The sequence below is a fragment of the Patescibacteria group bacterium genome (genome assembly GCA_028710985.1).
In the GTDB taxonomy this organism is placed as follows: Bacteria; Patescibacteriota; Patescibacteriia; order JAHJFT01; family JAHJFT01; genus JAQTTB01.
In genome coordinates this window covers 679,365-692,901 of record JAQTTB010000001.1, presented here as the reverse complement: position 1 = coordinate 692,901, position 13,537 = coordinate 679,365, and the positions used below count along the sequence as shown (strand labels likewise).

Annotated in this window: 14 protein-coding genes; 1 reads left to right on the top strand and 13 read right to left on the bottom strand. The window is 47.8% G+C overall.

The window, feature by feature from the left end:
* Nucleotides 1-159 precede the first annotated feature (159 nt).
* Nucleotides 160-1,056 carry a hypothetical protein gene (locus tag PHW53_03415; GenBank protein ID MDD4995483.1) on the top strand — a complete coding sequence of 299 codons (897 nt, stop codon included), beginning with the start codon at nt 160-162 and terminating at the stop codon, nt 1,054-1,056.
* 193 nt (nt 1,057-1,249) lie between these two features.
* On the opposite strand, the gene serS is transcribed toward PHW53_03415, so the two are convergent.
* The 13 genes from serS to PHW53_03350 all read right to left on the bottom strand — a co-directional run bounded on the left by serS (nt 1,250) and on the right by PHW53_03350 (nt 13,536).
* Entirely contained in the window at nt 1,250-2,515 is a 1,266-nt protein-coding gene (gene serS, locus PHW53_03410) for a serine--tRNA ligase (protein ID MDD4995482.1), read from the bottom strand.
* Nucleotides 2,516-2,594: 79 nt separating this feature from the next.
* Nucleotides 2,595-3,005 carry an adenylyltransferase/cytidyltransferase family protein gene (locus PHW53_03405; GenBank protein MDD4995481.1) on the bottom strand — a complete coding sequence of 137 codons (411 nt, stop codon included), beginning with the start codon at nt 3,003-3,005 and terminating at the stop codon, nt 2,595-2,597.
* Between the two features lie 12 nt (nt 3,006-3,017).
* Nucleotides 3,018-3,395, bottom strand: coding sequence for a four helix bundle protein (locus tag PHW53_03400; protein MDD4995480.1), 378 nt, complete (start codon nt 3,393-3,395; stop codon nt 3,018-3,020).
* Between the two features lie 69 nt (nt 3,396-3,464).
* Complete coding sequence (gene lysS, locus PHW53_03395; GenBank protein ID MDD4995479.1) at nt 3,465-4,925, bottom strand: lysine--tRNA ligase; 1,461 nt, start codon at nt 4,923-4,925, stop codon at nt 3,465-3,467.
* A gap of 9 nt (nt 4,926-4,934) precedes the next feature.
* On the bottom strand, nt 4,935-5,399 hold the full coding sequence (greA, locus tag PHW53_03390) for a transcription elongation factor GreA (GenBank protein MDD4995478.1): 465 nt from the start codon (nt 5,397-5,399) through the stop codon (nt 4,935-4,937).
* Nucleotides 5,400-5,407: 8 nt separating this feature from the next.
* A complete protein-coding gene (gene mrdA / locus PHW53_03385) occupies nt 5,408-7,420 on the bottom strand; it encodes a penicillin-binding protein 2 (GenBank protein ID MDD4995477.1) in 2,013 nt (670 codons plus the stop codon).
* Nucleotides 7,413-8,321, bottom strand: coding sequence for a ribose-phosphate diphosphokinase (gene prs / locus PHW53_03380; protein MDD4995476.1), 909 nt, complete (start codon nt 8,319-8,321; stop codon nt 7,413-7,415). The genes mrdA and prs overlap by 8 nt, the downstream gene beginning before the upstream one ends.
* Nucleotides 8,305-8,943, bottom strand: coding sequence for a phosphoribosyltransferase family protein (locus PHW53_03375; protein MDD4995475.1), 639 nt, complete (start codon nt 8,941-8,943; stop codon nt 8,305-8,307). Before PHW53_03375 ends, prs begins: the two co-directional genes overlap by 17 nt.
* Before the next feature lie 348 nt (nt 8,944-9,291).
* Nucleotides 9,292-9,642, bottom strand: a complete 351-nt coding sequence (locus tag PHW53_03370) for a hypothetical protein (protein MDD4995474.1) — start codon at nt 9,640-9,642, stop codon at nt 9,292-9,294.
* A 14-nt stretch (nt 9,643-9,656) separates the two neighbouring features.
* Nucleotides 9,657-10,178: an AAA family ATPase gene (locus PHW53_03365; GenBank protein ID MDD4995473.1), complete on the bottom strand. Its 522-nt coding sequence runs from the start codon at nt 10,176-10,178 to the stop codon at nt 9,657-9,659.
* Nucleotides 10,179-10,181: 3 nt separating this feature from the next.
* Nucleotides 10,182-10,697, bottom strand: coding sequence for a hypothetical protein (locus PHW53_03360; GenBank protein ID MDD4995472.1), 516 nt, complete (start codon nt 10,695-10,697; stop codon nt 10,182-10,184).
* Nucleotides 10,698-10,866: 169 nt separating this feature from the next.
* Nucleotides 10,867-12,039, bottom strand: a complete 1,173-nt coding sequence (locus PHW53_03355) for a hypothetical protein (protein ID MDD4995471.1) — start codon at nt 12,037-12,039, stop codon at nt 10,867-10,869.
* 45 nt (nt 12,040-12,084) lie between these two features.
* A complete protein-coding gene (locus PHW53_03350) occupies nt 12,085-13,536 on the bottom strand; it encodes an RtcB family protein (protein ID MDD4995470.1) in 1,452 nt (483 codons plus the stop codon).
* Nucleotide 13,537: the final 1 nt, after the last annotated feature.

Sequence of the window (13,537 nt, the reverse complement as noted above, 5' to 3'; positions counted from 1 at the left end):
GCCGGATTTTTTTATTTACCACGCGGCGAGGTTTATTAGCACCCCACCCATATATTGACAAACATCAAGTTTATTGCTAGATTGTAATGTCTTGGCCTGTCCCGCAGTGTCGGGACCTTTGGGCAGTCGCTCAACGGTCGGCCAGGCAAGGAGGAGCCCATGTTTTTGAGAATCGACCTCAACCCCGAAGAGACCGCCCGTCTCTATGCCCTGCAGGTTTCAAAGGAAAACTGCGACGCCCAGGGCAATCCTTACTTCCGCGTCACCAAGAGCGGAAGCCGCCAGGGCAACCGCGACAAGGTGGAAATCTCCATCGCCGAGTTCATGGTCGGCGACCGGAAGTCGGTTGAGAACCGGCTCGCCGTTGACACCGACCAGGATGAGAATCTGGTCTCACGCGAGGGCGCGCACAAGGGCGATCCGATCCCCGCCGCCCTGCTCCAGAAGATCTTCAACGCCATCGGACGCTTCCCCGGGACGGAAACTGCCGTGGCGGCCAACCCGTCTGCACCGGCCGGCCACATCCCGCTCCGCGACCTTCTCAAGATCGTATTAACCATCAATGATCAGAGGGACAAGGAACTGAAGATTCGTTTCATGGACGGACTCTGCGCCATCCTCGATACCGCCTTGTGCGGCCATCCATGGCATCGAGATGAGATATTAGCCGAGTTCTTACCGAAGGTAAACCCCCGGTATTGGGATACGTCATCGACACCATACAAGGATGCCGCGAAAATCACCGACATCCTGTACGACCTGCTGAACCAGATGACCAAGGCCGAGCCCAAGCCGGGCGTGATTCCGCTGGATCCCATCACATTCGGTCTGATATACACCACCATGAAAAGCTGCGGAGAAGTATTTCCATTTTCTTTTACCGGATGGATGGATGGTGTTCTCGCGGCTCATGCACGCGGCGACAAGGACAGCGTCAGGAAGCTGATAATTGAAGCCGACGATAAAGTAGTGTCACGGGCAGCATCACCGGCCGCATTGCAAGACCTTCTCGCCTACCTACGCAAGCACTGCCTAGGCGAAGCCGACCCCGAATAGCGCGATTCGGCCGGCTGAGGCTTGGCCGAACGATAGACGCCCCCATGTTCTTTCCCCAACCGCACATCCGACCCCTGCTGGGCCGGATTTTTTTATTTTCGGTGGGGCTGGAGAGCCCCACCTATTTATAAAAAATTTATTAATAATAGGCGGGGCTCTCTAGCCCCGCCTTGAATGACAATAAAGAATGAATTTATTTGCCGAATGGAATTTTTGTGAAATCAAGATACTTGTGCAATACCTCGGGAATGTTTATTGACCCGTCTTTTTGCTGGAAGTTTTCCAGAATGGCGATCAGGATGCGGCCCATGGCAAAGGCCGTGCCGTTCAGGGTGTGGCAAAAGACATTGCCGGACTTTGTCTTGCAGCGCAGATTAAGACGACGCGCCTGGAAATCCGTACAATTGGACGATGAGTGGGTTTCGCGGAAGCGCTTCTGCGACGGCATCCAGGTTTCAATATCAATTGTTTTGGCCGAAGGCGCGCCGAGATCGCCGGTGCAGAGCGCGACCACGCGATACGGCAGCCCCAGGCCCTTGACCAGTTTTTCCTGAATCGAAATTATGAGCTCGTGCTCGGCGCGAGATTTTTCCGGCGCGGTGACGGAAAGCATTTCCAGTTTATCAAACTGATGCACGCGCAAAATGCCGCGCACGTCTTTGCCGTAGCTTCCGGCTTCGCGGCGGAAGCAGGTTGAATAGCAAATGTAGCGTTTGGGCAATTCTTTTTCGTCCAAAGTCTCATTCATGTGATACGGCAGGCCGGATTGCTCGGACGTGCCCACAAGAATCAAATTATCTTCTTCGAATTGATAGGTCTCCTCATCGCCGCCGTGCTCAAGATAGCCCATGGCCCGCATTGCCTCGTGCTTTATAAGAACCGGCGGAATCATGGGCATGAATCCCTGTTCCGCAGCCGTGTCCACGGCATAGCGCGCGAGAGCGAACTGCAGCATCACAGCTTGATTTTTTAAATAACAAAAACGCGAACCCGATACTTTGGCGGCGCGCTCAACGTCAATCAGGTCCAGGGATTCGCCAAGGGCGATGTGATCCTTGGGCTCAAAGCCCAGGGCTTTGGGCGGCTCATCGCCGCGCAGAACTACATTAAATGATTCATCCTTGCCGACCGGCACATCCTCAAGCGGAATGTTGGGCAAATCAACCAGCTTGACCGCGAGTTCGGATTCTACTTTTTCAAGCTTTTCCTCTTCGCTACGGACCGAATCTTTAACTTTTTTCATCCGCGCGAGGGCGGCTTTCTTATCTTTACTGCTCATCTTGCCAATTTCTTTACTAACATTGTTTTGCTCGGCTTTGGCCTGTTCGATTTTATGCAAAAATTCACGGCGCTTGTCGTCGATTTTCAAAATTGATTTGATGTCAGCCTTATACCCGCGGGTTGCCAGCGCTTTTATAACTTTGTCCGGATTTTCGCGGATAAATTTTATATCTAACATAATATTTTATTTTTAAATACTTTCTGCCCGATTATTGCACCTGGATTCCCGCCTTCGCGGGAATGACGAATGAGATGATTTACTTTTTATGTTTCTTCAACAGCGAAGACTTGTAGATTTCCGGGTGGTAGGATTTCAGACGGACGATCTTTGTCGCGAGCCCCATTTTCTTAACTTCATATTCTATATTTTCAACAAAGCTGTTTTGGTCGTAGCCAAGGCAGATAACGTCCGGCCGGTGATCGGCAATAATCTCAAATTTATTTCGGTATTTACCGAGCACAGTCAAATCCACGCCCGGGACCTGCGAGACTAAATTCTTGCGCTCCACTTCGGAAAATTCGGGCCGTTGGCCCTTGAGCTTCTCCACGGTTTTATCGCGGCCGACCACGGCAATGAGATAATCACCGTGTTTTTTTGCCTGCTCAAAAAAATTCTTATGTCCAGGATGGACGCCTTCAAAGGTGCCGAAAACCATGACTTTAATCATACGGTGAATCGGTTATCGGTTAATCGGTGAGTCAGGACGTTTCTGCGACAGGTATGAAATATATGAATTGATTTTTTTAATAAGAACTTCATATCTTTCAATTAACTGGTTGGCAATTTCTTTTGAAATATATTCTTGCGAGCAAGCTACCATTAAATGACTCTGAACCTCTTCGGCCTCGGCGCGTGCGATATACAATATCCGTATCTTGTCGTTGAAAAAATATCTACCATGAGCTTCAGCGATATTGGCAATGATCGAATTTGCTGATCTAATTGACTGGCTAGCTAACGCGAACTGTTCAAATTTAGGAAAGTTTTTAATTAACGCGTAGATTTCCGATAGCGACTTGAATCCGATTTTCCATATTTCCAGATCACTAAATTTCATTGAATGGCTCATGGGAAATATAATGGTTTTATAAACCGATTCACCAATTCACTGATTCACCGATATTTGCTATTCCTTCTCGGCTTTTAGCGTTGGAAACAGTATCACATCCTTTAAATTCGGCTGATTGGTCAAAATCGCGACGAATCGATCAACGCCCAGGCCCCAGCCGGCGGTTGGCGGCAGGCCGTGCTTCAGGGCTTCAATAAAATCCTGGTCAATCATCTGCGCCTCTTCATCCCCTTTCTCGCGCATTTTCTGCTGCTCACGGAAGCGTTCCAGCTGATCCCCGGGGTCATTTAGCTCGGAATATGCTTTGAGAAGCTCCATGCCGCAGACAATGGGCTGGAATCTCTGAACATAATTCGGATCGTCCTGACATTTTTTAGCGAGCGGTTCCATTTCAACCGGATAGTCATAAATAATTGTCGGCTGGACAATCTTGGCGCGGACCGTATCTTTATATAAATCATCAAGCAATTTTCCGCGGCCGGCCTTGTAGTCGGAATCAATTTTCAAATTTTTCATCTCTTTGACGAGATCTTTATCGTTTAGTTTATCAATATCCAGGCTGGAATTTTCCAGAATGGCGTCATGAAACTTTTTGCGCGGCCACGGCGGAGAAAAATCGATCTCCGCTTCGCGGTACATGATTTTCATTGAACCGTTCACTTCTTTTACGACTTTGGAAATTAACTGCTCGGTAAATTCCATGAGATCTTCATAATTTTTATACGCCCAATAAAATTCAAGGCTGGTGAATTCGGGATTGTGCTGCCAGTCTATGCCCTCGTTGCGGAATTGCCGGCCGAGCTCATAAACTTTTTCATAGCCGCCGATAATCAGGCGTTTGAGAAAGAGTTCGGGCGCGATGCGCAGATACATGTCCTGATCCAGGGCGTGATGATGCGTCACGAACGGACGGGCGGTCGCGCCGCCGGGAATGGCCTGGAGCATGGGGGTTTCCACTTCAATAAAGCCCTGTTCGTCAAGAAGGCGGCGCAGGGTTTTTATGACGAGGCATCTTTTTTGAAAAATTTCCCGGACTTCGGGGTTGGAAAGCAGATCAAGATAGCGCTGGCGGTATCTTTTTTCAATATCCTGAAGGCCGTGCCATTTTTCCGGCAATGGCAGAAGAGCCTTGGAAATCAGGGTGAAATCTTTTGCCAGAATCGACTGCTCGCCTTTTTGCGTTATAAAAAGCGGCCCGGTCACGGAAATAAAATCCGCCGGGTCGATAAGCTGGGTAAAAAGCCTGTGTTTCTTTTCGCCGAGTTCGTCTTTTTTGAAAACAACCTGCATCCGGCCGGTGGCGTCCTCGAGATGCGCAAAAATCAATCCGCCGTGGCCGCGAACGGTGCGCAGGCGGCCGGCGGCCGTCACCTGGGCTTTATCATTTTCAAGTTTTGAAAAATTCTCCAAGATCGCGGCTATGGCATGGGTCCTCGGGGCCGCCGACGGATAGGGTTCAATCCCCTGCTCGCGAATTTTTTGGAGCTTATCAATTCTGACTTGTTCTTCGTTTGCCATATTATTGTTTTAACCAATTTCCAAAATACGATAAATCTTTTTTCCGGACGGCGCCTCAAATTCGATGCTCTCGCCGGCGCGATGGCCGAGCATAGCGTGCGCCAAGGGCGTTTCGTTGGAAATGAGCCCGTGGGCCGGATCGGCCTCATTCGGTCCGACGATACGGTACCTTAGCTTAGTGCCGTCGGTTTCAAGTATTACCTCGCTGCCGATTGCCACGGCATCGCCGGCCGCATGCTTTTCTTCAATGATAACCGCGTTTTTAATCTGATCCTCAATCACCGAAATCTTGCCTTCAAGCATGCCGAGTTCGTCCTTGGCATCATGATATTCGGCGTTCTCCGAAAGATCGCCGAGCGCGATGGCGGCCTGGATCTTTTCGGCGACTTCTTTCCGCTTGACCTTTTTTAGGTAATCCAGCTCCTCCTTGAGCTTAGCGAGTGCTTCTTTGGAAAGATAATACGGGTTTGACATAATATAATTTAATCCAAATTTATAACTTCAATTTGGCTCTTTTTATAATTATTAAAATACCATAAAAAAATGTCATAGGCAATAGGAACAGCCACCTCGCTGCCCTCGCCGCCCTCCTCAACGAGCACGGTCACGACAATCTCGGGATTGTTGTACGGAGCAAAGCCCGTAAACCAGGCATGGGGATCGCGCGTCGTGCTCCATTGGGCGGTTCCAGTCTTACCGGCTATTGATACGGGCAGTGTGGAAAGCCGCCGCGAGCTTCCCTCGGTCACGCCATAGCGCATGCCGGCGCGAACAACCTGGATATTCTCCGGATTTGCCACCTGATTATTTATAGTTACCGGCGGGACGGTCGTGAGCCTGTGAGTCAGCACATCCTCAATCTGATGGACAATGTGCGGCTGGTACAGCGTGCCGCCATTCGCGAAAATCGAAGTATACACCGCGACCTGAAGCGGGGTAACCAACAAATCACCCTGGCCGATGGCGTAATGATAGGTATCGCCGATGTACCACTGCTCTTTTTTGGTTTTCTTTTTCCATTCCGGAGACGGCAAGAGCCCGCTGGCCTCGCCAGGCAGGTCGATGCCGGTCGGATTGCCGATGCCAAACTTTTGCGCGTACTCGGTCAGCCGTTTGACGCCCAGGCCCTCGAAATCCTCAAAACCGCCGCCAATATAATAGAAAAAAGTATTGACCGAATCCGCCAGGGCTTTGTAAACGTCGGTCAAGCCGTGGCCGCCGGCTTTCCAGTCCGGAAAAAACCATTTGCCGATCAGCAGTCCGCCCGTACTCATTACGGTTGTTGCGGGTGAGATAATCCCCTCTTCAAGCCCGGCCGCGGCAACAACTAATTTAAAAGTTGAACCCGAGGGATATTCGCCCGATACGGCGCGATTGAATAACGGGTTGTCCGGATCGCTGATTAGGTTTTGATAATCCTCGGTGGAAATGCCGCCGGCAAACAAATTATTGTCATATCCCGGCGTGCTAACCAAACTCAATATCTCGCCGTTTCGCGGATCCATGATAATCACCGCCCCTTTTGATTTTCCGTATGCGGCAAGTTGGGAATTAAGTATTGTTTCCACTTCCTTCTGCAGGGAATAATCAATTGAGAGATAGAGGTTGTTTCCGTCAACCCGGTCCTCCTGGCTGATTATTTTTGTCTCAATTCCGAAGGCGTCAACTTCAATCTTTTTCTTGCCGTAATACCCGCGCAGTTCGCGCTCATGTGTCGCCTCCAGCCCGGACTTGCCGATTTTGTCGCCGCGCAGATAATCCTCTGCTTGCAGAGATTCATATTCCTTGTCATTAATACGCCCCATATATCCAATTAGGTGCGAAAAACTTTCAACATCCTGCGCCGCTAAGTAGTCACGCCGCGTATCCGTGGTGACGCTGATACCCGGAAAGTCGCCGGTTTTCAGATACACCACCAGCGCCTCTTCATAGACAAGGTCTGTTTTTACAATTACTGGCTGGCTGTAATTCCATGGAAACTCTTCCAGGGTTTTACTGACTTCGTCGGCGTTCAGGCCGAATTCGGCAACAATGCCGGCAATCGCCTGCTCGCGCGCGGTTTTGTCGCGCGGTAAATCAAGCGGCGTCACGGCCAACGCGAAAGAAGAGTCATTTTTTACAAGCATCTTTCCCGAACGGTCGTAAATAACGCCGCGAAGCGACGGTATCTGCTTAATTCTGATGCGATTGCCCTCGGCCAGTTCGGAATAATAATCACCCAGGCCGACCTGCAAATACGCGGATCGCACGACCAGAACAAAGACAACCGCAATGATGGCAATGGCAAAAAATTTAATTTTTTTGGACGAAATCGTGACGCCAATATACTTGTTTTCCTCGCTGGAAGACATACTCGCTTCGGCGCCGATATCATGGTCAATGGTAAATTTATCCAGCCGATGCGGGAGCGCGCCACCGCTCACATCATATTTAATAACAAACGGATCCGAAGGATCCGGGCTGGAAAAACTTTTTTTTCTGAAAAAATTATACATGTTTTTTTATGCCCTGCGCGATGAGGCTGTCAATCGGATAATAAGAAATCTTGCCCGAACATTTGGGGCACTGCGGCAGGCTTTCAGAAGCGAAAACCTTTTTGATAACCGAACGATTTATTGAATCGGCCGCGGCACCGGAAAAAATCCCGTGCGTGCAGACCGCGGCAATCTGCATAGCGCCGCGCTCCTTCAGGAAATTCGCTGCCTGGATAAGCGTTCCGCCGGAATCAATCATATCGTCAACGATCAGGATCTTCTGGTCCTTGGCCGGGGCTCCGGTGATGCCGACAATGCGCGCCTCGCCAGGACGCGGCCGCGCTTTTGTAAGTTCAATAATTTTTTTAATTTTCAGAACGGCGGCGAGATCCCGGGCGCGCTTGACTGCGCCATGATCAGGGGCGGCAATTGTCCAGGATGAATCAACATAATTTTTGACTGCCGGAGGCATTGACCCGAGGGGTGACAAATTAATAATTTTTTTTATGATTCCCAGCCCGGACGGATTGTGCAAGTCAACCGTGATAATCCGGTCGGCGCCGGCCGAGGCCAGGAGATTGGCCGCGAGATCGCGCGTTACCGGCGCGCCTGGCTTATCCACGCGGTCCTGGCGCGAATATATAAAGTACGGCATAACGACGGCAATCTTTTTTGCACCGTTTGATTTAAAGGCGTTTACGATAACGAGCAGTTTCATAAACTCGCCAACCGGCTCGGTAATCACAGCAAGTAAAATGCAAATTTTATTTTTTACATCGCTTTTGATCCGGGCATAATATTCGTGATTGCCAAAAACCCGGTCTTCAAATTGACCGATTTCGAAATTCAGTAATTTAAAAATCTTTTTCTCAAGCTGGGGATGGGTTCCGAGGCTGAATATTATTTTAGGCGCGGTTTTCATATACTAATGACATTAATTCAACGACTTCGTTGTCTTCAACCTGCGGAAACTCGCGGTAAAACTGGCCCACGGCCCCGAATAGAAACGGGACCGACGGGCAGATGACGCGCTCAACCATGGGGTTGATGCGGTTATACGAATCCTGGGCCGAGACCGGCACGCAGATAATAATTTTTTTCACACCCATTTTGCGGAGAGTCCGGATGGCGGCAATCATAGTGAGGCCGGTGGCGATTCCGTCGTCCACGAGCAGGATGGTCTTGCCCTCAAATTGACGCACTGGCCGGTCGCCGCGGTATGTCTTAAGGCGGCGGCTGGATTCCTGCTTCTCTTTTTCAATTTCTTTTTCCAGATAATCTTTTTCAATTTTTCCGGCGTCCGGATTGGCAATAAACTCGCCGTCTTCGGCAATGGCGCCGGCGGCAAATTCCGGATTTTCCGGAGCGCCGATTTTGCGCGGCACCACAATGTCAAGCGGCAATTTCATGGCCCTGGCAATTTCCGCACCAAGCACCACTCCGCCGCGCGGCAAAGCCACGACAACGCATTCCCCGAGCTTTTTGATTGTCTTAATCTCCTTGGCTAAGGCCTTGCCCGCTTCGGAGCGGTTTTTGTAGATCATATAGCTACGAATTTGTTGAGCGACAAATACTCTTAGAGAATTGGGGAAGCCATTATCCGACTTCCCCCAGGAGTGAATTGAATCACTTGTTTTCTTCATCTTCCCCTGATCCGGTCCCCGGTTTTGGCAGCTCGGGGATTGGTGAAACGGGTGCATTCGTGCCGCAGAACGGACAACCATCTTCGTTGGGTGAAAATGTGCGTCCACATCGATGGCATCGATGAGTGTCCGATGAAAGGGCCTCGGTTGCCACCATATCCAGTAATTTCTGGCTCGAGATCATGGGTTCCTCCTTATTTTGTCATTGAGTCCAATTCTTTAAAAGTATTTGTATCAAAGAACGATTTTTTAATCTGCTGTTAAATTATTTTCTGGATTTTTATGATTATATTTTCCTAGAATTTCTTTCTTTACCAAATTGAAAGCTTCTTCAATATCTACACCAAGTTGATTGGCAAGACGACACGTTCCGAAAAACAAATCGCCGATACCATCAATAAAAATCTCTTTATTATCCTCAACGAATTTATTGCGTTCTTCTTCTGATTTATATCTCAAATGTTGAGACATCTCAATCAATTCCTCGTGCAGATGGTCAAACTTATCAACATTCGGAACATCTTTCCAATTATTACGCTCGGCAAAAAATTTGAGTAATTTCTGCGCATCCTTCATTGTGGTAATTTGTTTTTCTTCCATACGTTGTAAGCGAGTTAATTTTTTAAAGGCAAATAGGAAAGAATATCTTTCAATGCGTCTTCGAGGCTTCCGGTAACGTCAATAATATTGCCATAATCAAACCGAGAAACGAGCGAATGAACGGCTAATGCCGCGCCTTCACCATGGGTTTTATGACGCTCGCTATCTCTTTTAATGCAGAGCTCCGGCGGTGCCCTTAGCGTAAAAATGTAATGTTCATAAAGAAGATTCTTCAAGAGGTGCTCAATTACTTCTCTATGATAGAAGCACGCATCAAAAATAACTATTTTGCCGGCGTCTAAAAGCTGCTTAGCTTCTGGCACGATAATTTCGTTTGCTTTAATAAAGTTTTCCGCTGGGATGCAGGGTGCGTCGGGCGGCATTTTATCAAGCCCGTGTTTTTCTAGCACCTCGTCCATTCCAATATATTTAGCGTCAAGAATATGAGCGAGTTTCTCGGATATTGTTGATTTACCGCAACCCAGTGGTCCACGGATGATAATATAGTAACCCATGCTGTTAAAATTATTGCTCAAGAATTATTTATGCTTCTTGTAATAATCAATCATATACCGGGGAATGACTTTTTTCTTTACCATTATTTGAGTTTTCTCATTTACTGTTTGAAAATATTTTTTCTTGTTAAAATGATTTTTCAATTCAATGGCGTTATTTTTCATAGTATTCGCTACCGTCAAACTAAATAAATCGCCTATTTTTACCATTTGCTTGGCTTCTTGTATGTCTTTGTTATTTTTTAAAATCATTACTGGAATTCGCGATCCGGTTAGTGCCGCCGCGGTTGTTTTGTGACTACCATCGAGTAAAAAATATTTTGCTTGGGGGTTCTTGATTCTAAATTTTAAAAATAGATTTTTAAGCTTGGCCGAGAAAAAAGGAAGTACCAAGGATACATCCATTATAGGGCAAGGTGGAATAATTTTAGAACATTTTTTTCTAAATATAATAAAAAATATTTTCAATATCTGCCCGTTGTGCACCGGAAAATCATTCAGTGTGATGATTTCATCGGCTGTTAATCGTTTTGTTTGCATAAAAATTTAATTTTGCGGATGAATCTTAAAGCCCTAGCTATGTTATGCGCATTAGAATAACTAGAGTTTGACTCTGCTTAGGAGCGGTTTTTATAAATCATATTCTCATCAAACTATCTTTGATTACTGATTATTCTATTTATCTTTCCATGCCCATCCTTGAGAAAAATTACTTTCCTAGAATTTCAATTTTGTCCTCATCTCCCTCATTGAAGAAGCCCGAAATCATATTGCTCGCACTGCCATCTTTATCCATAAGAACCAACAAGCGATCTTTATTTTCGAAAATTTCCCAGCCATCATCTACCCTACCGGGAATTAGCGCAACGCGTTCTTCGCCTTTTGAAATAGAGTATATTTCTTTATCATCAACATACAATTTAATTTCTTCTCGCGCCCTTATATGAATGAGCCATGGAATGACCACCTGCCTTACTCCATAATCTTTACGCTGGTGTTTAATAATGGCATCTATCAAAAAATCGAAACAGAAAATTGAGATTTCCCTAGTCCAGTTGGGTCTTCCCCAGGCGCTACCGTGCCTTAACACATACTCCCAATCATTCACGTTATTAATACCAACTTCCGCGGTTAAATCTTCGAATTTCTGCATCTGACCACTATCGATACCCCATTCAAGAAGCCGAGTACGTTGGTCAGTGTCTGAAACTAATATTTCTCGCTTAGGAAATATATTTTTAGCCATTCTTAGCTTTTCAATGTTTGCCGTTTCTAGGTAGTAGGCCGCCAATCGTGAATCAAGTTTTGCTCGAATATGTTGTTCATCAAATACTTGAAATTTTATAATAGCCATTTCGTTCAATGCTTCTTTATGTTGACCACGGCCAATAAATTTCTCAACTTTATTAAGTGCATTTTTCGTAGTGTCATTTTTTATCAAATCCGCCAGGCTAATAATATCCCATTCTAGGTCGAAATAATAACGGGAATATTCTTTGAAAAATTTAACAATCGGCTCTATCAATGCCTTGGCGTGTTTGATATCGGGAACAATTCCTTGGTGCTTAATACTATTACGAAGAGTGTTGAGCTGGTATAATTCATTCCTACTCGTTAATACGAAATTTGAATTAGATTTTTTCTCGTATTGCTCAATTGAATCTAACGTATCAATAAATTTACTGGGCCGACTAAGAGCAATATTCAAAATTGATGCTATCGCACCCGAAAAATTGTCCAGAGCATCGTGCAGAGCGATCAACCCATGAGAAAAATTGTAAATATCCACTCCGGTATCGCAACACTCTAAACCACTCTTGAAGAGCGTTTTTGCTAATACGAGTCTGAAAATAATGTTTGGTTGTAATGCTTGTTTTTCCATTGCGCATTATGTAATGAAAGTAAAAAAAATTCATTGAACTGTCTCCTACCCTCCCTTAATCACGGCAATTGGCTTTAACTTCGCAACGCGTTTAGCCAATCCGGCGCGCACGACAACGTCCACCACTTCATCCACGTCCTTGTATGCGAGCGGCGCTTCTTCGGCCAGACCGGCGGATGAAGCGCATTCGACAATAATGCCGCGCGATTCAAGCTCTTTGCGCACTTCGGGGCCGGTGATTCTGCGTTTGGCCTCGTGCCGGCTCATGCGGCGGCCGGCGCCGTGGCACACCGTACCAAAGGTGGTTTTTTCCGCCATTTCCGTGCCCATGAGCAGATACGATGAGGTTCCCATGGTTCCGGGAATCAGCACCGGCTGTCCGATGCGCCGGTAGAGCTCGTTGAGCTCGGGCCGGCCCGGACCAAAGGCGCGCGTCGCGCCCTTGCGGTGCACGCAAAGTTTAACTTTTTTGTCCTTGATTATGTGCTCTTCAATTTTAGCAATATTGTGGGCAACATCATAGACTGTATCAAGCCGCGGATCGAGCCCGGCGGGTTCAAGGATGCGCTTCCAGGCATTGCGGATAAGGTGCGTAATCATCTGGCGGTTTGACCAGGCAAAGTTCGCGGCCGCGGCCATGGCCGCAAGATAGCTTTTCCCTTCGGGGGATGAAATCGGGGCGCAGGCAAGCTCGCGGTCCGGGAGCTCAATCCCCCATTTCGCGAGTTTTGGCGCCATGATTTTTACATAATCCGTGCAGACCTGATGGCCCAAGCCGCGCGAGCCGGTGTGAATCATCACCATAACGCGGCCGGTTTCAATGCCGAGTTCTTTGGCAAGCGGCTCGTCGTAGATTTGATCAACCGCCTGGATTTCCAAAAAATGATTACCTGAGCCGAGCGTGCCGAGCTGGTCTCGCCCGCGCTTTTTGGCCTGCGCGCTCACGGCTTCGGGATCCGCGTTTTTCATGCAGCCGTTTTCTTCAATGTTTTCCAGATCGTTTTTTTCCGCCCAGCCAAGTTCAAGCAGGCGCTTTACTCCTTTTTTCAAAACCTCGTCAAGATCTTCGGGAGTGAGAACAATCTCACCGCCCCGGCCGACCCCGCTTGGCACATCGCGGCTGATCTGATGCGCGAGTGATTTTAATTTTTCCGAAATTTCTTCAACTTTCAATCCGCTCCGGAGAAGTCGCACGCCGCAGTTTATGTCATATCCCACGCCGCCGGGCGAAACCACGCCTTCGGAAAAATCCATGGCCGCGACGCCGCCGATGGGAAATCCGTAGCCTTCGTGAATGTCGGGCATGGCGAGCGCATATTTTTGAATACCCGGGAGCGCGGCAACGTTGATAAGCTGATCGAGAGAACTGTCGCTGGAAATCTCCTCAAGCATGCGCGCGGTGGCATAAATGCGCGCCGGAACCAGCATGCCGCGGCGGGAATCCGCCGGAATTTCGTAGAGATAATCCTCAATTCGTTTTAATTGCTTTATATCCATT